The organism is Streptomyces sp. NBC_00310 (assembly GCF_036208085.1).
Taxonomy (GTDB): Bacteria; Actinomycetota; Actinomycetes; order Streptomycetales; family Streptomycetaceae; genus Streptomyces.
The window spans coordinates 5,002,563-5,025,570 of the sequence record NZ_CP130714.1 but is presented as its reverse complement, the minus strand read 5'-3'; the positions used below and the strand labels follow the sequence as shown (position 1 = coordinate 5,025,570).

Sequence of the window (23,008 nt, the reverse complement as noted above, 5' to 3'; positions counted from 1 at the left end):
TCCGTGTTGATCAGCGGATGTCCGCCCACTGCCCTCTGTTCACTCCGTCAGGGTCCGGCACCACGCACCAGTCCCCCATGACGTCGTCGGCCAGGACGAGTGTGTATCCCTCGGCGACGACTTCTGAGAGATCGTCGGCTCCACCGGGGAACGCCCGATAGGGCAATTCGCCAGGCAGCAGCGGAGCCTTGAAGGCGGTGAAGTCGTCCTCCAGTGTCTCGGATCCTGGCCGCAGATCCGGGTCGGTGACCACACAGAGGAGAGAACGGGGCCGCACCAGCTCGGCCACTTCCCCGGCGTTCTGCCGGGTCACCAGGAACCACGTGCAGCCGAAGGAGCCGTGCGCCCAGCGCTCGCACAGCAGCGTCACGTGATCCGACATGTCCCGTACCGCGGACCAGAAGCTCTCGTCCGCGACAGCCCGCACGAGCCCTTCCGTGTCTACCGGATCCGGATCCGAGTTCCGCCACTGGAGGCTCACGCTCTCGCCCCGGAGCCCCGTGAGCTCAGTGGCCACCTGCGGTGTGGTGTGCAGGTGCACGGCCCCTTCCCACCCCGACACGATGTGGAGCCGACCCGGCAGGGAGAGCCGGCAGTACGGGCCCCTCCCGGCAGCCATTCCCTCGACGAGATCGACTGCTTGTGAGGGGCTGACATCGACACCGTTGCGAAGATCCGCGTATCTGCCCGGCAGAGGCCGGTTCACCAGCAGCTCCCCGACCTCGAGGGCATCGGCCTCGCTCTGCTGGATCACGATCGCGAGGATCCCGCGCAACTCCGCCGCGTACGCACTCCAGTGCCGTGCGTCAGCCAGCTCGGATCGCACGCTCTCGGTGTGCGGGCTGAGAACGAGTTCTCTCATTTCGCTACCTTCTTGAGCCCCTGAACCACTCCCGACGGTGAGATGTCCAATCCGTAGGTTCCGTCCCGGGCCGAGTCCTTGGTCGACTGGAAGGGGTTCTTGAAACTCGCCCCCTTGAATATGGCTTCCTTGTTGTGTCCGGTCCTGTCGTAGGTGATGTACCTGGGCTGGCCGCCGGCTGCCTTCTTGTGCTCCCAGATCGCGGCCCCACCGGCGGACCGCTTGTTGGTCTTCGTGTATCCCAGGAACTGCGCGACGTCGTCCGCCTGCGAGCGGGTGAGCGAGTTGCAGTTGGCGTTGCTGTTGTGGACGAGGACCGGGGTGGCACCCGCCAGCACATGGTAGGTGTGGAAGTCCGCCACAGTGAGGTTGTGCACGGTGGCCGACTGGGTCCAGCGACGGACCTCGGTGATGCGGACCAGGGACCCGGTGGCCGTACGGAGCTGTTCGCCCGCGGTCAGGTCGGTGGCGTCGGTCCACGTGCCGAGCGCCGGGACCCAGAACGGGTGGCCGGCTGTCGCGGTGATCGTGGCGGTCTGCTTCTTGCCGTCGACCTCGATGGCAAGGGTGACCCTGACCAGGTTCTTCCGGCCTTCGCCGATGATCTCGGCGGTGACCGTCTTGACCTCGGTGCGGCCGGTTCTCGGGTCCGTCGAGAGGACCTTGTCTCCCGTTCGCACGTCCTCGATCGCCTTGGTCGTGCCGTCGGCCATGAGGACCTGAGTGTCCGGGGCGAAGCTGTTGCAGGGTGCTCCCCGGCCGGCCGCGCCGCCCAGGTAGGCCAGCAATCCCGTGTAGACGACTTCCTTGACGACGTTGCCCCGCGCGACGGCGGCGGCCTTCTCGTTGCATTCCTCCGCGTGATAGACGCAGTAGGTCGCCGCGATCTCCTTGGCCTTCTCGACGTCCTTGCCGCCGTGCAGTACATAGAGGAAGGCTTGGCGGCATCCCTCACGCCCGAAGCAGGCGGTACCTTCCTGGCCCTTCTGGGAGTTCTCGTAGACCGGGTTGTACCAGAAGTCGTCGGTGAACTCCCCGTTCATCCTGGGGTGCCAGTAATCATCCGCTATGTGGTCGATGTCGTTCGACACCGGGGTGTTGGCCGCCACCCAGTGCTTCTTCGCGGCCTGGGAACGCTTGTAGATGTTGCCGCGGCGGTAGTCGGTCGTACCCGATTTCGCGTCGTAGCCGACTTCCTTCTGGGTTTTCTTGCTGCAGTTCGCGAGGGAGTACTGGCAGGAGTTGGGCCGGGACCCGATCTCTGTGCCCGCCGGGTCGGAGTGGGTCAGCGGGTTGTTGTTGGCGTAGGCGTAGCCGTGCATCTGCTGCGGATCGGTCGCCGTGAAGACCGGGTCGACCGACAGGAAGCGACCCAGGGCGGGGTCGTACTCGCGCGCGCCCAGGTGCGTGAGCCCGGTGGCGGTGTCGACGGTGCCGCCGACGAAGCCCTTGGTGCCGGGCCAGTTGTTCGGCTCGGTGCCGCGTGGCCCGCCGAAGGGCAGGGTGCGGCGCTGGGTCAGGGCCTGGGTGGTGGCGTCCACGGACAGCTGGGCCGTGCCGTGGTGGTCGGCCAGGGTGAAGGAGAACTTCCCGTCATTGGCCTGGACGGCCATGTGGCCGCCGCCGACGTCGAAGTAACGCGTGCCCTTGGGGGCCGTCGCACCCTTGGCCAGGGTGATCTCCGTGGCACCGAGGTACAGCGTGGTCTCGGTCGGGGTCCGGCCGATCAGACGGTTGCCCTCGGTGTCGTACAGATACTCGGTGACCTTGTCGCTGCCGCCCTCCACGGGCTGGGTGACCTTGGCCAGATGGCCCTCGGCGTCCCAGTCCAGCGTCTGGGAGGTGCCGTCACCCAGCAGACGGGTGTGCGTGTTGCCCGCGTCGTCATAGCCGAAGCTGTCGGTGGACTTCACGGTCCCGGTGGTGTTGTCCACCGAGGTCACCGCGTGCGGCCGGACGGCGCCCGGGTCCGGGTAGTGGTAGCTGCGCTTGGTGTCGGAGCCGCCGGACGCGGTCGCGTGCTGGGTCTCGGTGAGCCGGTTGCCGACCTTGTCGTAGGTGTAGGAGGTCCAGTACGGGGCCGGGCCGCCCACCGCGCCCGTGCTGGGCGTGGCGACGCAGCCGATGGTCGACTGGGCCCAGGCCTCCTTCACCCGCCCGAGGTGGTCGTAGCTGAAGCACTGGTTGTCGGTGCCGGAGCGGGAGGTGTCGGAGACGGACAGGACGTTGCCCGCCTCGTCGTACGCGTAGGTGTTGAGCTGGTCGACACCCGAGACGTCCTGGCGGTCCACCCGTGAGGTGGCCAGCCGCTGGGTGCCCCACTGGTAGGTGTTGGTCTCGTACGTGGCCTTTCCGCCGTTCGCGGCCATGGAGTACTGCAGCGGCTTGCCGGTGAGGCTGTAGTCGGTGCTCGCGGTCAGGTTCAGCGGTCCGCTGACCCCGATGGGCCGCAGGGTGCCGTCCTCGTAGGTGTGGGTGACGGTGTTGGCGGCCAGATCACCGGCCTTGGGGTAGCCGACGCCCTGCACCGTGCCCGACGCGTTGTAGCTGGTGGTCGACAGATACGTGCCGGCCAGCGCGCCCTCGGCCGACGGGATCGTCATCGAGGTGCGCAGCGGCCGGTACAGCCGGTCGTAGGCGACGACGCTCGACTTGTACTCCTGGCCGCCGCTGTAACGGGAGCTGGACGCGAGCTGGCCCTTGGCGCCGCTGATGGTGTCGTAGACCCACTTGGCGCGCAGCGTGCCGGACGACGAGTTCTCCCGCAGCTCGGTCTTGCGGCCCAGGCCGTCGTAGACGTAGGCGAGGACGCCCTTCGCGTCCCTGGAGGTGGTCATCAGGGACCGGTCGTCGTAGTCGAGATGACCGGCGCCCTTGTCCGGGTCGGTGGTGTCGGTGAGCCGGCCCATCAGGTCGTACGTCCACGTCCAGGCGTTGCCCGCCGGGTCGGTGACCTTGGTCAGCTCACCGCGCGGCGAGTAGCCGTACGACGTGGTGTCGTAGTCGGCGTCGGCGGCACGGGAGTGCAGCAGGCGCAGTTCGGTGGTGCGGCCGCGGGCGTCGGTGACGGCGGTCTGCGCCGTGCCGCCGACGGGCGGGATGACCGTGGTGCGGTCACCGCCGTAGACGGTCTTCGTGACGCCGAGCACCGCTCCGCCGTCGCCGTTGCCGGCGATCGCCTTCAGTTCGGTCACCCGGCCGAGGCCGTCGTAGGTGTACCGGTCCTGGGTCTCCACGCTCAGCGCGTCAGCGGGCTTGAAGAGCGTGCTCGACGGCGCGGCGGTGATGTAGTAGGGAGCGAACTCCTTCGTCTTCAGGCCGCGTTCGTCGTAGAAGGTGTCCGTCAGCAGTGTCCCGCCGTCGGGCCCGGGAGCCTGCGTCTGGCGGGGCCGCAGGAAACCGTCGTAGAGGGTGTAGACGGTGTCCTGCGCACCCGAGTTGCCGATGGTCTTTGTCCCCACCGCGATCGGCTTGCCGTCGGTGATGGTGTAGGTGAACTCGTTGCTGGGGGTCTGGCCCGTCGTCCGGTCCGGCAGCCACACCTTGGTGGCGCGACCCAGCGCGTCGTACGCGTAGGTCGTGACCTTGCTGTTGGTGTCGGTCTCGGTGAGCGGCAGCCCGCGCAGCGCCTCGTAGGTCGTGGTCGAGGTCTGGGCGGTGGTGCTGTCCCCGGCCGTGGCGGGCGGGGTGGTCACCGTGCTGCTCGTCGCGAAGCCCGTGGTCGGGGTGTACGCGGTGGTGGTGGTCCGGCCGTCGGAGCGGGCGGTCCTGGTGAGCACGCCCGCGGCGGTGACGGTGACGTCGGCCGTCAGGTCGGTGGTGGTCAGTGCCCGGCCGTAGCCGTCGAAGGTGGAGCTGGACTCCAGGTAGACCGCGCTGGTGCCGTTGTACGTCTTGAGCTTCGCGGTCCTGGTGGCGTCGCCCTTGGTCGCCGCGGCGCCGTACGCCCCGCCGTCGTAGGCGGTGCGGACGTCGGAGACGACGTCGGCCGGGCGGCTCGTGGTCGCGTCGCACGCCTTGGCGACCGTCTCGACGCGCGCCGGGAGGCCCAGGGGGACGCTGCCGGAGACATGGGTGGTGCGGGTGCACTGGTTGTCGGCCGCGGTGGTCGTGTCGCCCAGGTCCTCGCTCTGGACGACCAGGCCGGTGGCGGGGTCGTGGGTGTCGGAACCCGAGGTGGTCCGCCACTTGGTGCCCGCGCCGTCGTCCAGCGAGGTCCACGACTTCGTGGACGCGGTGCCGGTGAAGTTGGCGGTGACGGTGCCCCAGTCGCGGACCTTCTTCGCGGTCTCCTTGTGCCAGGGCCGGCTCACCGTCTTGTCGAGGACCTTGCCGCCGGGACCGGAGTAGGTGACGGTCTTGTACGCGAACCCGGCCTGCGACTCGTGGTCGGTGATCGGATCGCCCTCGCCGTCTCCCAGGGTGACACTCACGGACTTGGTGCCGCCGGAGGTGTCCTTGCGGTCGCCGTCCATGCCGCGCAGGAAGTACGAGTCGGTCTGCGACTTCATGGCCGAGGCGCCGCCCTGGCCGCCCGTCCGCACCCGTACGTGGCCGTAACCGCGCCACTGCGACCAGGTCTTGGACTTGGCCTTGGTCATCCCGTCGTCATCGTCGTAGTGCCAGGCCGCGCCGTCCAGGTAGTCGTACAGGGTGACCTGGTCGGGGGAGCCGCCCGTGCGGTCGGTCGAGGTGACCGAGTCGACGACGTACTTGTTGAACCACTGCAGGTCCGGGTCGTCGGTCGAGCTGCCGCCGATGTACTGCGGGAAGCAGCGGGTGGTGTTGGTGTGCGGGGTCGGCAGCGCATCGAAGTCGCAGACCGGTGCCGAGTAGCCGACGTCGATCTGGCCGCCCGAGTCGTCGGCGACGGTCGACAGCCGGGACTTGATGTACGGGGCGTAGCCGTCGCCGGTCTTGTCGAGCCGGTTGGCGAGCTGGGTGTAGGCGAAGGTGGTCTTCGGCAGCGTGATCGAGGCCGTGCCGTCGTGGCCGGTGCGCTGGACGGAGTCCAGCAGCAGCTGGTAGTCGGTGTCGGCCATGCCCCAGCGGTGGGTCAGCTTCCAGGAGTCGACGTCGCTGTACGCGCCGGACACCAGCACCTGGGTGGTGACGCCGGTCAGCCGCTTGCGGGTGAAGAACGCCGGGGAGTACCGGCCCTCGTCGCAGTCGGTCCCCGCCTCGCAGTTCAGGTCCCACGGGGTGTCGTACCAGTACGCGGAGTCCGTGGCGATGGACGAGCACGTGGTCGAGCTGTCGGCGATGCACCGCTCGCTGTTGCTGAGGTCGACCTTGGCCAGCGCCTTCGCCGAGTACATGGCGGAGGACTTCAGCCCGTACTCGACGCGGTCCAGCGTTCCGCCGCGTACGTACGGGGTGTCGTCGGCGGAGGTCACGTTGCGGCCGTAGGAGTTGGTCTCCTTGTCGTAGTAGTACGCGACCGCGTTGCCGCGCCGGTCCACGACGTAGTCCAGGTTCCAGCGCCAGCCCTGCTGGCACCAGGACGCCGCGAACGTGGAGGCGTTGCACGGCTCGTCGGTGTTGTTGCCGAAGACCGGCACCGTCCACGTCGAGTCCGTGGTCTCGTTGCCGCTCGCCCAGCCGGGGAGCCGGTTGTAGCCGAAGTAGTACCGCGTGCCGTCGGGGGTGGTCACCCGCCAGTACTCGTCGTTGCGCGCCCCGTTGGACCGCACGTTGTCGCTGGAGCCGTAGATCCGGTCGATCTTCGTGCCGTCGTCGTTCTGCAGCTTCCAGGAGTTGGTGCCGTTCGGCACCAGCTCCCCGCCGGAGCCGTTCAGCGACAGGGTGGCGTTGTCGTACGCCCAGCACAGGTCGCCCGGCTTCTTCCCGTCGGCGTTGGTCGCCCCGTCCTCCTCGCAGCCCTTGTAGCTGCGCTCGATGAAGCCGGGCGCCAGCTCGAAGCCGTCACCGACCCACGACGCCTGGTTGTTGGTGTTGCCCGTCCGGCCGTCGACACCGCCGGAGGAGTACGAGAGCCCGACCTGCGGGGTCAGCCCACCGGGTACCTGCGGCACCGCCATGTCGTACGACCAGGCGAACGAGCCGCTGCTCAGGTCCGTGTTCCAGGTGGACGAGGCCGACAGGGACGTGGCCTTGTAGTCACCCTTGTCGCTGCTCGCCGCCGTGGTGGCCGCCAGGACGGTGGCCGAGCCGGCGCTGAGGGCGACCGACTTGGTGGTCAGCGTCTGCTTGTCGGTGTCGTTGACGGTCTCCACGGGGCGCGTGGTGCGGCACTTCGCCTTCTGCGGTGTGGTGAGTGCGCAGGCGGGGAGTTGGACGAAGGTGAGGCGGGAGGCGTAGTTGCCGCCGTAGAGGCCGGCGAAGGAGGAGTAGTCGAGCGCGGCGCGTGCCTTGCCCGCGCGCTGCTCGGTGTTCTGGCGGGGTGTCAGGGTGAAGACGGGGCCGTCGACGCCGGTCTTGCGGGCCGCCTTCTTGGACAGGGTGCGCACGGTGTAGGTGCCGTCGGCCGCGTCGGCGGACTTCTTGACGCGGGTGTCCAGGGTGAGGGGGAGTCCCTTGACCCGGGTGGTGGCCTTCTGAAGGGTGACGGTCGCGGTGGCCGCCTTGGGCCAGGTGGTGGCCGGGTCCTCGGCGGGTGTGCGGGGGCCCTTGGTGATCTTGCGGGGTACGGCTTTGCCCGCCGGGCCGCCGGCGACCGGGTGCTCGGCCTGCGGCAGCGCGGGCTTGCGCCAGCCCTGGGCGACGGCGGGCAGGCTCGACGCCTGTATCAGTGTCCCGGTCAGCACGGCGGCCGTGGCCATGGCTACCCGCCGCCATGGCCTGCCTGTTCTCCTGCTTGGTCTGGCCTTCATGCGCGTCTGTTTCTCCCGTTGAGTGGTGAGCGTCGAGTGTTGAGTTGCGAGCGTTGAGCGTTGAGCGTTGAGTGGCGAGTGGCGCGTGGCGGTGGATGGGCGACGGTTACTTCACGGCGCCGAAGTTTCGGATCTTTTCCACTTGCCTCTTGACCAACTCGTCGGGAATTCGGGCCGGCTTCTTCCCGTCGGACGGGTTCGGCCTGACGAAGTGGTGGAACATCGCGACCGTCGTGCCTTGCCGCAGCACCACCACGGCGTGGGGGACCCGGATCTTCACGCCGTCCGGATACGACACGACCTCGACCAACCGCACGGAGACGGATTCGTCCCCGTATCCGGGATCGGGTTGCACCTCGACGTCCTCGTAGGCCAACCGGCCTTCCTTGAAGGCGGTGCAGTTGTCGGCCGCCGTACGGAAGTCCCGCACCACCCGTTTCGCATCGCCGGTCCTGTGCGAGGCGAGAGTCATGACGGCCCCGGGGCGTGTCCCCTTGCCGCCGTACGTCCGGTTGATCCGCGCGTGGGCCGCGTAGGCACTGCTGCTCCGCCCGAGAGTCCGGGCGATCGCACTGCACCGGTCAGGCTCGGCCCTCCTCTCGGAAGGACCCGTGCTCATCGGTATACGGCCCGGCTTCTCACCGTCGCGCTCACCCAGCGCGACGAGATCGAGATCGGCCTCGGTCCACGGCTCACGTGAGGTGCTGTTCGCCGAAGAGTCCCTGCCCTCGGAACTCGCGCTGCCCTTTCCGGTGTTCTCTCCGCACGCGGAGACGAGAAATGCGGCGATCACCGCGGCCACCGCACCATTGATGCCTGATCTGCGCACAATCGTTCGTTCCCTGTTCTGAGGATTACGGTCTGGAGCGCTGGAGAAGTCCGGACGGCGAGCCGGAGGCCACAAGAGCCCCGTCGAAATTCTCTTCCGACGGGGCTCCCGTGCCGCCTCAGATGTTCTGTCCGGTTCGCGCTGTGAGCCTGTCACTCACGGCTCGGGCGTCCCCTTTTCGCCCACCGAAAAGAGGGCGCTCTCGATCGCGTGGCGAAGATGTGGCCGGGCGTCACCTGCGTCGGCCTTTCCCAGCAGGACGGAGAGGAAATCGGAATCCGGGTAGCCATGCGTCCCTTCATCCTTCATCGCCCGTACCTGGGACCAAAGGGCGATCATCATCTCGTTGCAGGCCTGAGCCTGCCGCATCCCCCGTTGAATGTCCCCGGCGAAGGCATCACGTGCCGAGATCCCGAGCCGGTGGCCCATGGCCAGCAGGAACGCCTCCTTGGAGGGCGAGTTCAGGATCGCCAGAACTTGGTCTCGAATGCTCATTGGTCCATATCCCAGAATTCTTCGTCCGTGGTCGGTCGACGACCACCGTAGGACTCGCGCGGCAGTGAATCGACGTCGTACCCACGTGACCTCAGAACCGAGACCCTGGTGTTGCCGTTCATGATGGTTCCGTCCGGCTTCACTATCAGTGGCTCGTGCGCTCCCGGCCTCAACGAGTGGACGATGTCGTCGGTGTCCTGCTTGTGCCAGAAATTCAGCGAACTCTTGTCGAGTGAACTGTCGGGATGCAGCGACTGCAGAGGCGGATCACACGGACTGGCGTTGTGGACGAGGACCGGCGTCTCTCCCGCCAGCACATAGTAGGTATGCAGGCCGGCCACCGTGAGGTTGTACGTCCGGGCCCGCTTCGTGAAGGAGCGGTTGCCCGTCACGATGACCGTGTCGCCGGCTTCGGTGAGCAGGGTCATGCCCGCGGCGAGGTCGCCCGCCTCGATCCAGTCCCGCTCGGACGGGGACCAGAACGGGTGCTCGTGCGTCGCCGTGAGCTCGTCGATGCCGTTCTCCGTGGCGATCGACAGCTCGTTGAAGTGCTTGTCGTCCTCGGTGCCGATCAGGCGGGTCACCCTCCGGGGACCGGACGCGCCGGTCTCGGGATCGGTGGCCATGACCTCGTCGCCGAGCTCGATGTCCTCGATGTCCTTGGTGGTGCCGTCGGCCATGAGGACGTCGGTGCCGGCCAGGAAGCACTTGCAGCCGCGCAGTGACTTGGAGACTCTTCCGCCCTTGCCGCCCCCGACCGCCATGGCGATCAGGCTCTCGATGACCTTGCCGCGCTCCCACGCCTCCGCGTCGTCGACGCACTTGGAGGCGTTGTCGAGGCAGTAGGTCGCGGCGATGCGCTTGGCCTTGGTGTAGTCGGCGTCGGTGAGCCTGTGGCCGCCGCGGGTGGCCCGGGTCAGGAAGTTGTTGGCCTCCAGGCATGCCAGCCGGCCGAAACAGGCCTGGCCGACGCTGCCGTCGTCCTCGTAGACCGGCGTGTTCCAGTAGTCACCGTCCGGCGCTCGGCCGCTGGGTGAATACTCCGAGAACCAGGCATCGAGCTGGTCCGTATCGGTCGAGGCCGGCGCGTGCTGGGAGATCCACACGCTGTCGTCGTTGCTCTTCGTCGTGCTCTTGGACGTGGACTTCTTGGTGGTCTTGGACGCGCCCTCGTACCCGTCCGAGGTCGGCCAGCCCTTGCCGTCGTTGCAGCTGTCGCACCACAGACCGGTCGGGTCGGAGAACGTGAGCGGGTTGTTGTTGCTGTACGTGTAGCCGTGCATCTGCTGCGCGTCGGACACGTCCATGACCGGGTCGACGCTGAGGAAGCGGCCGGTCTCCGGGTCGTACTCGCGGGCCCCGATGTGGGTCAGACCGGTGGCCTTGGTGTCGTCGGTGCCGCCGACGAAGCCCTTGGTGCCCGGCCAGTTCGCCGGCTCGGTGCCGCGGGTGCCGCCGAAGGGCAGGGTGCGGCGCTGCGTGAGCTGCTGGTTGGCCGCGTCGACGGCCAGCTGGGACGTGCCGTGGTGGTCGGCGAGGGTGATCGAGACGCTGCCGTCGTCCTTCTGGACGCCCTGGTGGCCGCCGCCGAGGTCGAAGTAGCGGGTGGCCCTGGCCGTGGTGGAGCCCTTGGCCAGGCTGATCTCGGTGGTGCCGAGGTAGAGGGTGGTCTCGGTGGGGGTGCGGCCGATCAGGCGGTTGCCGTCGGTGTCGTAGAGGTACTCGGTGACCTTGTCGCTGCCGCCCTGGACCGGTTCGGTCACCTTGGCGAGGTGGCCCTCGGCGTCCCAGGCGAGGGTCTGGGTGTCACCGTTCAGCGTGCGGGTCTCGGTGTTGCCGGTCTCGTCGTAGCCGTAGCTGTCCTCCGCCGCACCCGTCGCGTCGGTCGTGGTGACCGAGGTCAGGGTGTGCGGCTGCGCGGTGCCCGCGTCCGGGTAGTCGTACGCCCTCCTGGTGTCCTTGGCCGTGTCGCCGGCGGTGTCGTGGATCGTCTCGTTCTGCCGGTTGCCCACCTTGTCGTAGGTGTAGGAGTGCCAGTACGGGGCCGGGCCGCCGAGGACACCGGCGCCGGGCGCGGTGGCGCAGCCGGTGGCGGGCTGGGTCCATGCCTCGGTCAGGCGGCGCAGGTGGTCGTAGGTGAAGCACTGGGTGTCGGTGCCGGAGCGGGAGACGTCCGACACGGACAGCACGTTGCCCGCCTCGTCGTAGCGGTAGGTGTTGTGCTGGTCGACGCCCGCGACGTTCTCGCGGTCCACGCGGGAGGTGGCCAGGCGCTGGGTGCCCCACTCGTAGGTGTTGGTGGACCAGGTCTTCTTGGCACCGCTGTGGGACAGTTCGTACTGCAGCGGCTTGCCGGTGAGGCTGTAGCTCGTGGTGGACTTCAACCCCTGACTGCCGTCGACGCCGGTCAGGCGCAGGGTGTCGTCCTCATAGGTGAAGGCCACCGTCGCCGCCGGCAGGGAGCCGGCCTTCGGGTAGCCGGCGCCCTGCACCGTGCCCGACGCGTTGTACGTGGTCGCCGAGAGGTAGGTCCCCGCCAGGGCGCCCTCGGAGGACGGGACGGTGACGGAGGTGCGCAGCGGGCGGTACAGCCGGTCGTAGGCGACGACCTTGGAGCTGTAGGCGTTGCCGCCGCTGTAGCGGATGGACTCCGCGAGGTGGCCCTTGGCGCCGCTGACCGTGTCGTACACCCACTTGGCGCGCAGGCTGCCGCCCGACGACCCCTCCCTGATCTCGGTGCGGCGGCCGAGGTTGTCGTAGCCGTACCAGAGCGCGGGGAACTCCGCGTTGGGACGGGCGTCGTCGGTCGTGGTGAGCCGGCCCCGGTCGTCGTACTCGCTGACGGTGGTTCCCCTGTCCGGGTCGACGGACTTGGTCTGCCGGCCCAGCAGGTCGTACTGGTACTCCCAGGAGTTGCCCGCGGGGTCGGTGACCTTCTCCAGCTTCCCGCCCGCCGTGTAGCCGTACTTGGTGGTGTCGTACGCGGCGGTCGCGCTGCGCGTGTGGTGCCGGCGCAGCTCGGTGGTCTGGCCCCGGGCGTCGGTGAGCTTGGTGGTGGCGACGTCGCCGACGGGCGGGACGACCGTGGTGCGGTCACCGCCGTAGAGGGTCTTCGTCGTGGACAGGACCGCGCCGCCGTCGCCGTTTCCGGCGATCTGCTTCGTCTCGGTCCGCCGGCCCAGACCGTCGTAGGTGTACCGGTTCTGCGTCTCGACGCTCAGGGCGTCCTCGGGCTTGAACAGGGTGGTGGACGGCGCGACTTGCGCGTAGTAGCTCGCGAACTCCTTGGTGACCAGGCCGCGTTCGTCGTAGAAGGTGTCGGCCAGCAGGCTGCCGCCGTCCGGGCCGGGCTCCTGGGTCTGGCGCGGCCGGAGGAAGCCGTCGTGCAGGGTGTAGGAGGTGCGCTGCGCCCCGTCGTTGCCGAGCGTCCGGGTGCCGACCGCGGCCGGCTTGCCCTCGGCGATGGTGTACGTGAACTCGAAGTTCGGGGTCTGGCCGGTGGTCCGGTCGGCCAGCCACACCTTGGACGAGCGGCCCAGCGCGTCGTAGGTGAGGCTGGTGACCTTGGTGTTGGTGTCGGTCTGGGCTACCGGCTGGCCGCGGAGGATGTCGTACGTGGTCGTCGAGGAGTGCGCCGTGGCCGCGTCACCCGCCGTGGCCGGGGGCGAGGTCACCTTCGTGCTGGTGGCGAACCCCGTGGCCGGTGTGTAGGCGGTGGTGGTCGTACGGCTGTCGCCGCGTGCCGTCCGGGTGAGCACGCCGGCGGCGGTGACCCGCACGTCGGCGGTCAGGTCGGTGCTGGTCAGCGTACGGGCGTAGGAGTCGAAGGTGGCGCCGGACTCCAGGTACACGGCGGTGGTGCCGTCGTACTTCTTCAGTACCGCGTTCGCGGTCAGGTCGCCCTTCGTGGGGGCCGTGCCGTAGGCACCGCCGTCATAGGCGGAGCGCACGTCGGAGATCACGTCGGCGGGACGGCTGACCGTCGAGCCACAGGTCTTGGCGACCGTCTCCACGCGGGAGGCGAAGGTCAGGATGTTGTCGGTGGTGTTGGTGGCGTAGGCGGTGGTGGTGCACCTGTTGTCGGTGGACGTGGCGTTGTCGCCGTGGTCGTCGACCTGCGTGACGCGTCCCGCCACGGTGTCGTGGGTGTTGGCGAGGGAGGTGATCCGCCAGGCCGCGCCCGCACTGTCGTCCAGCGAGGTCCAGGTCCTGGAGTGGGCGGTGCCGGTGAGGTTGGCCGTCACCGTGCCCCAGTCGCGGGTCTTCTTCGCCGTCTCGTGGCGCCAGGGGCGGTTGACCGTCTTGGACAGGGCCTTGCCGCCCGGCCCCGAGAAGGCCACGGTCTTGTAGGCGAAGCCGGCCGCCGCCTCGTGGTCGGTGATCGGGTCGCCCTCGCCGTCTCCCAGGGTGACGCTCACGGACTTGGTGCCGCCGGAGGTGTCCTTGCGGTCGCCGTCCATGCCGCGCAGGAAGTACGTGTCCTCCTGCGTCCGCATCGCCGGGGCGCCGCCCTGGCCACCGGTCTGCACACGGACGTGGCCGTAACCGCGCCACTGGGACCAGGTCTTGTGCTTCTCCTTGGTCAGCCCGTCGTCATCGTCGTAGTGCCAGGCCGCGCCGTCCTTGTAGTCGTAGGTGACGACCTGGTCGGGGGAGCCGCCCGTGCGGTCGGTCGCGGTGACGGAGGTGACCACGTACTTGTTGAACCACTGCAGCTCGGGATCGTCGGTCGAACTGCCGCCGATGTACTGCGGGAAGCAGCGGGTCGTGTTGGTCTGCGGGGTCGGCAGCGCGGCGGAGTCACAGACCGGTGCAGAGTAGTTGACGTCGGTCTGGCCGCCGGACTCGTCGGCGATCGTGGACAGCCGGGCCTTGATGAAGGGGGCGTAGCCGTCGCCGGTCCTGTCGAGCCGGTTGGCGAGCTGGGTGTAGGCGAAGGTGGTCTTCGGCAGGGTGACCGCCGGGGTGGCGGTGTGACCGGTGCGCTGGACGGAGTCGAGCAGCAGCTGGTAGTCGGTGTCGGCCATGCCCCAGCGGTGGGTCAGCTTCCAGGAGTCGACGTCCTTGTAGGCGCTGCCGTCGTACACCTGCGTGGAGACCTGGGTGAGCCGCTTGCGGGTGAAGTACGCCGGTGAGAACCGGCCCTCGTCACAGTCCGTGCCCGCGTCGCAGTTCAGGTCCCAGGGCGTGTCGTACCAGTACGCGGCGTCGTTGGCGATGGAGTCGCAGTCGGTCTGCGCGTCCGGGATACAGCGCTCGCCGTTGGTGAAGTTCGCCTTGGCCAGTGCCTTCACGCTGTACATCGAGGCGGACTTCAGCCCGTACTCGATGCGGTCGAGCGTGCCGCCGCGGACGTAGCGGGTGTCGTCCTCGGCCTTCAGGTTGCGGCCGTAGGAGTTGGTCTCCTTGTCGTAGTAGTAGGCGATGGCGTTGCCGCGCGCGTCGACGACGTAGTCCAGGTTCCAGCGCCAGCCCTGCTGGCACCAGGACGACGCGAACGTGGAGGCGTGGCAGGGCTCCCCGGAGTCGTCGCCGAAGACGGGGACCGTCCAGGCGGAGTCGGTGGTCTCCTTGCCGTCCGACCACCCCGGCAGGCGGTTGTACCCGAAGTAGTAGCGGGTGCCGTCCGGGGCGGTGACCCGCCAGTACTCGTCGTTGCGGGCGCCGTTGCCGCGCACGTTGTCGCTGGATCCGTTGATCCGGGCGACCTTCGTGCCGTCGTCGTTCTTCAGTTTCCAGGAGTCGGTGCCGTCCGGGACGAGTTCACCGGCCTTGCCGTTGAAGGTGAGGAAGGCGTTGTCGTAGGCCCAGCACAGGTCGCCCGGCTTGCCGCCGTCCGCGTTCTCCACCCCGTCGTCGTCGCATGGCTTGTAACGGCGCTCGATGTAGCCGGGCCACAGGTCGAAGCCGTCGCCGAGCCACGAGGACTGGTTGTTGGTGTTCCCCGTCCGCCCGTCGATGGAGGCGGAGGAGTACGTCATCCCGACGTTGGGCTTCAGACCGCCGGGCACATCGGGTACCGCCATGTCGTACGACCAGGAGAAGGCACCGGTGTTGAGGTTGGTGGCCCAGGTCGCCGAGGGGGAGAGCGGGCTCGCCTTGTAGTCGCTGCCGACGCTCTTGGTGTCCGCCACGGCGGCGAACACGGTGGGACCGCCCGAGCTGAGGGCCACGTCGGACGTGGTCAGCGTCTGCTTGTCGGTGTCGTTGACGGTCTCCACCGGCTGCGTCGTACGGCACTTCGCCTTCTGCGGTGTCGTCAGGGCGCAGGCGGGGAGGCGGACGAAGGTCAGGCGGGAGGCGTAGTTGCCGCCGTAGAGGCCGGCGAAGGAGGAGTAGTCGAGTCCGGCGCGGACCTTGCCGCCGCGCGGGGTGCTGTTCTGGCGGGGTGTCAGGGTGAAGACGGGGCCGTCGACGCCGGTCTTGCGGGCGGCTGTCCTGGACAGGGTGCGCACGGTGTAGGTGCCGTCGGCCGCGTCGGCGGACTTCTTGACGCGGGTGTCCAGGGTGAGGGGGAGTCCCTTGACCCGGGTCTTCTCCTGGCGCAGGGTCACCGTCGCGGTGGTCGCCTTGGGCCAGGTGGTGGCCGGGTCCTCGGCGGGTGTGCGGGGGCCCTTGGTGACCTTGCGGGGTACGGCTTTGCCCGCCGGGCCGCCGGCGACCGGGTCCTCGGCCTGCGGCAGCGCGGGCTTGCGCCAGCCCTGGGCGACGGCGGGCAGGCTCGACGCCTGTATCAGTGTCCCGGTCAGCACGGCGGCCGAGGCCATGGCCAGCAGGCGCCACGGCCGGCCTGTTCTCCTGGGTGGTCTGGACTTCATCGCTACTCGTTTTCCTCCCGTTGAGTACTCCGCGGGCAGCGTGCAGCCGCGCACGGCGGAGTGAGGCGATCGGCGACAGGGGGCCGGGGCCACCGCGTGCGGCGGCGCGCCCCGGCCCCCTGGCCGAGCCGGTCAGCCGCCGCTGGGAACGGCGGTGTCCACGCCCGGCATGCCGACGGCGAGGTGATCGATCTGGGTCTCGGTCAGCGCGCCCTGGAAGACCCAGACGTCGGAGAGCGAACCGGGGAAGTACTGGCCGGACGTGGTGCCCGTCGTGTCCCGGCCGAGCTGCAGCGTCTTCGCGGCCTTGTAGGTCAGCACGTCGTCGGCCCACGAGACGGTGTCGGCGCAGCTCGCGTCGTCCTGCGCCCCGTCCTCGTCGGCGTCGGCGCAGGCGGTCTCCTGGAGTTCGCCGTTGACGTAGAGGCGGACCTCCTTGGAGAACCCGTCGTAGACGAGTGCCAGATGGTTCCAGTCGGTGGGGCTGTAGAACATGCCGTTGCCGACGTCGGACACGGCGGCGGAGTCGCTGTCGGAATCGGCCGTGGCGATCCGCCAGCGGCCCGGATCGGTGGCCGGGGTGGCGCTGGGCTCGTAGCGCACCGCGAACGCGCTCTTCTTGGCTCCTGGAGCGCTGACGACGGTGACCGGGCTCGTCGGTGTCGCGGCCGCCTGGACGTAGGCACTGACGGTGAAGCTGGCGGCGGTGTCGACCGGGACCACGGAGGCCGCCGCGTAGTCGTTGGTGCCGTCGAGGACGACGGCACCGTCGACCCAGCCCGAGCCCGTCTGGGCGCCGTTGTAGAGGGTCATGGCGTTACCGGAGGCCGAGGCGTCGGGCGACAGCGACGGAGTGCCGGTGGCCGTCTCGAACTTCCAGCGGCCCTTGACCACCGCGCGCTGCTTGAACAGCTGCTGCACCTCACCGGCGGACACCGGCCGGTCGAAGAGCCGTACGTCGTCGATCTGGCCGGGGAAGAACGAGGTCGGCGTACGTTCGAACGCGCTGGCGCCGATCTGCACCGCGCCCCCGGCGTACCAGGTGGAGGTCGTGGCCGTGGTGCCGGCCAGGGTCCCGTTGACGTACAACGAGAGCTTGTCGGCCACGGTGTCCTGCACGCCGACCAGATGCGTCCACTCACCGCCGTACGCGGTGGTTCCCGTGGGCTGCATGGCCCTCACCACCGTGGAGTCGGCGGTGTCGGCGCTGTGCTGGTTGAAGATCCAGCGGTCGTAGGTACTGGAGTAGTAGAGCTCCGGACCCGTCACCGTGGTGCCGATCTGCGAGGCGACCGTGGCGGCGTGGGTCGGCTTGGTCTTCGGCAGTTTCACCCAGGCCGAGACGGCGTAGCTGTACGAGGTGTTGATGTGCGGGCCGCTGGTGACGGCGTAGTCGTCGGTGCCGTCCAGGGTCAGGGCGTTGCCGTCGACCCCTGCGGCGCCTGCCGTGGCGCCGCCCTTGAGGACCGCGGGGTTCACATCGGCCCGGCCGGTCAGCGCGGTGGCGTCGGCGGCGTCGTCCATGTGGAAGACCGCGCGGGCCGGACGTCCGGCGCCGATCGAGTCCGAGCTGTAGAGGGTCGACACCTCGGCCGCCGACAGCGGCTTCTCGTAGGTCTTCACCTCGTCGATGGCGCCGGGGAACGGCGCTGTCGGCGTGCCGCTGAGGACGTTGGCGCCGATCACCATGCCGCGCCGCGCGTTCCACCCCGTGCTGTAGGCGGTGGTCCCGGCCAGCGTGCCGTTGACGAACAGTTTCAGCTGCTGCTCACCGGCGGCGTACATGCCGACCAGATGCGTCCACTCGCCGGCCCTGACCCCGCCGGCGGCGGCCTGCATGGCCCGGACGGGAGTGCCGCTGGTGCTGTCGGAGCTGTACTGGTTGAACACCCAGCGGTCGAACCCCTTGGAGTAGTACAGCTCGAAGCCCGGCGCGTTGTTGCCCCGCTGGGAGGCGACGACCGCCGCGTCGGACGGCATCGCCGACAGCTTCACCCACGCCGACACCGAGAAGCTCACGTCGGTGTTGATGGTGGCGACATCGGTGACGGCGTAGTCGTCGACACCGTCGAACCGCACCGCCTTGCCGATCTTGCCTTCCACGTCCGGCGTCGGGCCGCCGTGCAGGGTCGCGGTCTGCTGGGGTGCGCTGCCCGCCGCCTGGGTGGCGCCGGCCGCCTCGTCCATCGACCAGCCCGCGCGTTCGAGCTGCCCCGCCTTGACGCGGAACTGGTAGGTGCGGATCTCGGAGCCGTTGCCGGCGGCGTCGAAGGACCGCGCGGTGAAGGTGTTCAGGCCCGGCTTGAGCGGCAGTACGGGGACGGTCCTGGCGGCTCCGCCCGAGGTGGTGACCGTGTTGGCGGACACCGGGTCGCCGTTGACGCCGTACCAGTACTTCGTCACGTCGGAGACGGCCCCGGTGATCACGAAGTTGCCGTACTGGCCCACTCCGTCGTGCCAGGGGTCCTCGGGGTCCTCCGGATCGGAGGCCGGGTAGATGGCGGAGGAGATGCTCGGTGCCTTCGGCACGCTCGTGTCGTACACGAAGTAGCAGGAGGTCGCGTCACCCGTGTACGACCACGGTGAGTACTGGGCCCCGTCGAAGGACTGGACGTACCAGTTGACCGTCTTGTTGGCGGGGATGGAGGACGGCAGGTTGATCACGAAGTCCGAGCCGGACGCCTTCGCCTTCGTCAGCCCCGACTTCCAGCGGGTGACCGAGCCCTTGCCGTCCCCGGTGTCCCAGCTCGCCCGGAACTCCACCTTGACGGCGTCGCCGTCGGGGTCGGTGATGTCGTTCGCGCGGATCGTCCCCAGGGTGCGGACGCGCGGCGCGTTCTCGGGCTTCTTGCACGAACCGCCGTACTCCATGACCAGCTGCGACATCTTCACCTGCGGCGGCGGCCGGTTGTACTGCACCCGCAGGAAGGCGTCGTCCGAGAACCGCTTCCAGCCGTAGGCGTCGGACTCGCTCGCCGCCTTCATGCCGAAGGTCATCGTCGACCACTTCTTGTCCGCCGCCAGCTGGATCGCGGACTTCACGTTGAACTCGGCGTCCTTCGCGGCACAGCCCGTGAACCCGTAGGCGAAGGACTCCGTCTTGAGGTGGTCGATCCAGAAGCCGGACGCTTTCTGGGAGTTCCAGGTCGTCGACGAGGAGATGTCCTTGGTGCGCCACAGCTCCACACTCCGGTCGGAGCAGGACGCCGACCAGGTGTTGCGGACCACGAACTCGGCCTCCAGCACGGTCCGGCCCGCGAACTTGGAGGTCGGGATGCGGTAGAAGAGCCGCTTGGTGTCGTGCGGGGCGCAGTAGGCCCAGTTGCAGTACCCGAGGCCCGCGTCCGACTCGCCGTTGAACTTCCACTGCGGCGACGACGCCCAGTACTCGGAGGCCATCGTCCACGCGGAGGCCTTCGGGGAGTAGAACTGGGGGTCGATGAAGACGGGGTACACCGTGTCCTTGCCCCGGAGCACGTCCCTGTCGGGCGTCAGCACCAACGCGTCCTGCGCGGCGGGGACGTCCACACCGACCGGGGCCACGTTCGCGGACTCGGCGGCGACGGCCTCGGGGTTGTCCCCACCGTCGTCGGCCGCGGTGACGGCGGTCGTCGTGACGGACGCGGTGGTGGAGCGCGGTGCGGAGACCGACGACGCCTTCGAGGCGGCCTCGTCGGCAGACTGTGTCGAGGACTGTTCCGTGGTGGCGGGCGCCTTGTCGCTGGAGTCCCACATCACCGGGCGAGGGGCTTCGAAGACCGCGCTTCCGGCGCCCTCGTCGATCGCCGCGAGGCCGCCGTCCTCCGTCTCCTCGACCCGCATGCCGTCGGCGTCCAGTTTCAGGCGGAGTTCGTTCAGCTCCGTGCTCGCCGCGGCCTCGGCCGACTTGACGACCAGAAGCTGGGTGAAGCCGTCCTGCTGCGCCGTCATCCGCAGATCCACGTCGGGCAGCACGTCCGGGTAGGTGACGGTGTTCCCGCTCAGCTCGGGAGCGGGCAGCTTCTCGGGCCAGGACAACGCCAGTTCCCGGCCGTTCTTGGTCATCCGCACCAGCGGGTCGGAACCCCCGCCCGAGAACGTCAGGCCGACGGTGGTGGCCTTGGGCGCGACCGCTCCGTTCGCGCCGCGCGCCAGCGTGGTGTCGATGTTCCGCCACTCGCCGTCTACGCGCGTCCGCACCGGACGCAGATGCTCCCGGGCCTCCAGGTGCCCCTCCGGGGTGGCGTACACCTCGCTGCTCTCACCGCGCAGTGAGGCGATCTCCACCAGCTTGCCCGTGCGCGCGGCCTTGGTCAGGGCCGCGGTGTCCTCGCCCGCTCCGCCTTCTCCGGCCTCTTCCGCCGTTCCGCCCGATGCGGCGGTCTTGACGGCCTCGGTGGCGTCGACGGCCGAGGTGCCGGCACTCCCGCCGGCCACTGCCATCGCGCCCTCGGATGTGCTCGCCGCCAGCATCAAGGCTGCGGAAAGCACCACGCCGGCTCTGCGGAGCCGACGTCTTCCCCCGTGCGTATTCATATGTGGTGTCCCCCGCCAAGCGGTGTTGAGCTATGACTGGATATGAGTGATCAATCGATCAGGTCGCAACATACGTACATCTCCAGCCACTTACCAGAGACTCACATGGGGGCAAAACGCGTGAGCCGCTTCAAGCAGGCGAAGTCGAAGAGTGAAACACTTCACGTTTGCTTCGCGAAATGTCCACGATTGAACACGTCTCCCCCTCATCGCGTCCGGAACCCGCCCGGCCGCCGCGCGGCGAACAACTTCCCCTGGGATCGCGCCGGTTGGTTGCCCAGCGAGATCAGGTGCGGGGCGTACGCGAGAGCGTGCGCCCGTGCCGCTTCCCGGGCGGACCAGCAGGCCCGGACCGTGCCCTGGACGGCCTCCGGCGGATACCCGGCGATCACCTCGGCGCACCGAACGGCGGCGGCGACCGCCTCGCCGGGTTCCGTCACCTCCGACACCAGCCCCACCTCGTAGGCCCGGCGCGCCGACATCCGCTCGGCGGTGCCCATCAACGCCATCCGCGCGGCCTCCCCGTACGGCATCCGCTGCGCCATGAGGACGGACTCGAAGGCGCTGACCATGCCGTAGGTGGTGTGGGGGTCGAAGAAGGTGGCGGAGGAGTCGGCGACGACGAACTCCGCCTCGCCCAGCAGGTAGAAGGCCCCGCCGCAGGCCATGCCGTTCACGGCCGCGATCACCGGCTTCCACAGGTCGTTCGACTTGGGGCCGACCCTGAGGAGGGGATCCTCGATCGTGTACGGGGAGTTCGGCTGCGGTACGGCGGCTGCCGCGTCCCTGTCCAGGCCCGTACAGAAGGCGCGGTCGCCGGCGCCCGTCACGACGACGGCCCGTACGGTGTCGTCGAATCGCAACTCCTGCCAAACAGACGTGAGTTGTTCGGCCGTGGCCAGGTCCAGGGCGTTCAGCTTCTCCGGGCGGTCCAGGGTCAGGAGCGCTACGCCCGTGTCCTTGTCCGTCGTCGTGCGCAGGGTCACGGTCGCTCCAGTACCCATTGAGGGAGGCCGGCGGCGGTGAAGACCACCTGGACCCGTGCGCCGATCCGGAGGCGTTCGACGGGGACGGAGTCGAGGCGGGCGCCCGGCTCGGTCACCAGGTTGCCGACGAGGCGGATGCGGGGGGCGTCGGTCAGTTCGACGAGGACGACGTGGTACGGGGCCTGTTCGGCGTAGTCGGGGAGGAGGGGCGGGTGGGGGCGGACGTAGGACCAGACGCGGCCGCGACCGGTCACCCGGCGCCACTCGGCCGCGAACGAGCGGCAGTGCGGGCAGCAGGGGCGGGGCGGGAAGCGGAGTTCGCCGCAGTCGGCGCAGGCCTGGATCCGCAGTTCGCCTCGGGCGGCGTACTCCCAGAAGGGGGCGCCGTCGTCGTCCACCACCGGTGCGAGCATCTCAACTCCCCTTCTTCGTAGTGTCGTTGTGGCGATGTTCAGTTGCGGAGCAGGAGCGCCGAGGTCGGGACCCCCTCGCCCGCCGTCACCAGGCAGGTCGCCGCGCCCGGCACCTGGGCGGTGCTCGTGCCGCGCAGCTGCCGTACGCCCTCGGTGATCAGGTTGAAGCCGTGGACGTAGGCCTCGCTGAGGCCGCCCCCGGAGGTGTTGAGGGGTAGCCGGCCGCCGATCTCCAGGGCGCCGCCCTCGGTGAAGGAACCGCCCTCGCCGCGGGCGCAGAAGCCGTAGCCCTCCAGGGAGAGGGGGATGAGGGCGGTGAAGGCGTCGTAGATCTGGGCGACGTCGATGTCGTCCGGGGCGATGTCCGCGTGTTTCCACAGGTGCCGGGCGGCGGTCCAGGCGGGGCCGGTCAGCGGGTCGTCGTTCCAGTAGTTGACCATGCCGTGGTGCTGGGCGGGCAGGCCCTGGGCGGCGGAGTGGACGTAGACGGGGGTCCGGCGGCAGTCGCGGGCGCGCTCGGCGGAGACGAGGACGCACGCCAACGCCCCGTCCGTCTCCAGGCAGTTGTCGAAGAGGCAGAGGGGCTCGCTGATCCATCGGGAGTTCATGTACATCTCGCGGGTCAGCGGGCGCTCGTACATGATCGCGGCGGGATTCTGGTTCGCCCTGTTGCGGCAGGCCAGGGCCACGTTGAAGAGGTGGTCGCGGGTGGTGCCGTACTCGTGCATGTGGCGGCGCGCGAGCATGGCTATCTCGTCGGCCGGGCGGAGCAGGCCGTAGGGGCGGGTCCACTGGGCCGGGGTGGGGAGTTGGACCGCGGTGTTCTTCCACGGCCGGGGGCCCGAGCCGCGCTTCCGGGACCGCCAGGCGACGCCGACCGTGGCCTGGCCGGTGGCGATCGCGGCGGCGAGATGCGCGACCGTGGCACAGGAACCGCCGCCGCCGTAGCCGACCTTGCTGAAGAAGGTGAGGTCCCCGAGGCCGAGCGCCTTGGCGACCTCGACCTCGTCCGTCTCCTCCATCGTGTACGAGGCGAGCGCGTCGACCTCGTCCGGGGACACCCCCGCGTCGTCGAGGGCGGCCAGGATCGCCCGGCACGCCAACGCCCTTTCCGTCTCCGGTAGTTGTTTGGCGAAGGGGGTCTGGCCGATGCCGACGATCGCTGTCGCGTCCTTGAGTACGGCCATGGGAGCCATGGGGCACACCTCCGCACAGGGGCATGGGCCAGGGGCTGTCCGGCCGACGGCAGCCAGGGGC

General features: G+C 69.2%; 9 protein-coding genes. All 9 read right to left on the bottom strand.

Annotated features, from left to right (window positions below):
* Nucleotides 1-10 precede the first annotated feature (10 nt).
* The 9 genes from OG202_RS21940 to OG202_RS21900 all read right to left on the bottom strand — a co-directional run bounded on the left by OG202_RS21940 (nucleotide 11) and on the right by OG202_RS21900 (nucleotide 22,938).
* Nucleotides 11-862 carry a hypothetical protein gene (locus tag OG202_RS21940; protein ID WP_328223385.1) on the bottom strand — a complete coding sequence of 284 codons (852 nt, stop codon included), beginning with the start codon at nucleotides 860-862 and terminating at the stop codon, nucleotides 11-13.
* Nucleotides 859-7,644, bottom strand: coding sequence for a polymorphic toxin-type HINT domain-containing protein (locus OG202_RS21935; RefSeq protein ID WP_328223384.1), 6,786 nt, complete (start codon nucleotides 7,642-7,644; stop codon nucleotides 859-861). Before OG202_RS21935 ends, OG202_RS21940 begins: the two co-directional genes overlap by 4 nt.
* A gap of 157 nt (nucleotides 7,645-7,801) precedes the next feature.
* Nucleotides 7,802-8,488 carry a hypothetical protein gene (locus tag OG202_RS21930; protein WP_328223383.1) on the bottom strand — a complete coding sequence of 229 codons (687 nt, stop codon included), beginning with the start codon at nucleotides 8,486-8,488 and terminating at the stop codon, nucleotides 7,802-7,804.
* A gap of 192 nt (nucleotides 8,489-8,680) precedes the next feature.
* Nucleotides 8,681-9,019, bottom strand: a complete 339-nt coding sequence (locus tag OG202_RS21925) for a hypothetical protein (RefSeq protein ID WP_328223382.1) — start codon at nucleotides 9,017-9,019, stop codon at nucleotides 8,681-8,683.
* Entirely contained in the window at nucleotides 9,016-15,837 is a 6,822-nt protein-coding gene (locus OG202_RS21920; RefSeq protein ID WP_328223381.1) for a polymorphic toxin-type HINT domain-containing protein, read from the bottom strand. The genes OG202_RS21925 and OG202_RS21920 overlap by 4 nt, the downstream gene beginning before the upstream one ends.
* 132 nt (nucleotides 15,838-15,969) lie before the next feature.
* Nucleotides 15,970-20,310 carry a LamG domain-containing protein gene (locus OG202_RS21915; protein WP_328223380.1) on the bottom strand — a complete coding sequence of 1,447 codons (4,341 nt, stop codon included), beginning with the start codon at nucleotides 20,308-20,310 and terminating at the stop codon, nucleotides 15,970-15,972.
* Between the two features lie 248 nt (nucleotides 20,311-20,558).
* Complete coding sequence (locus OG202_RS21910; protein ID WP_327729141.1) at nucleotides 20,559-21,338, bottom strand: enoyl-CoA hydratase/isomerase family protein; 780 nt, start codon at nucleotides 21,336-21,338, stop codon at nucleotides 20,559-20,561.
* Nucleotides 21,335-21,751 (bottom strand): Zn-ribbon domain-containing OB-fold protein, encoded by a 417-nt coding sequence (locus OG202_RS21905; protein WP_327729142.1) that lies wholly within the window; start codon nucleotides 21,749-21,751, stop codon nucleotides 21,335-21,337. Before OG202_RS21905 ends, OG202_RS21910 begins: the two co-directional genes overlap by 4 nt.
* A 38-nt stretch (nucleotides 21,752-21,789) precedes the next feature.
* Nucleotides 21,790-22,938, bottom strand: coding sequence for a lipid-transfer protein (locus OG202_RS21900; protein WP_327732207.1), 1,149 nt, complete (start codon nucleotides 22,936-22,938; stop codon nucleotides 21,790-21,792).
* Between the last annotated feature and the right edge of the window lie 70 nt (nucleotides 22,939-23,008).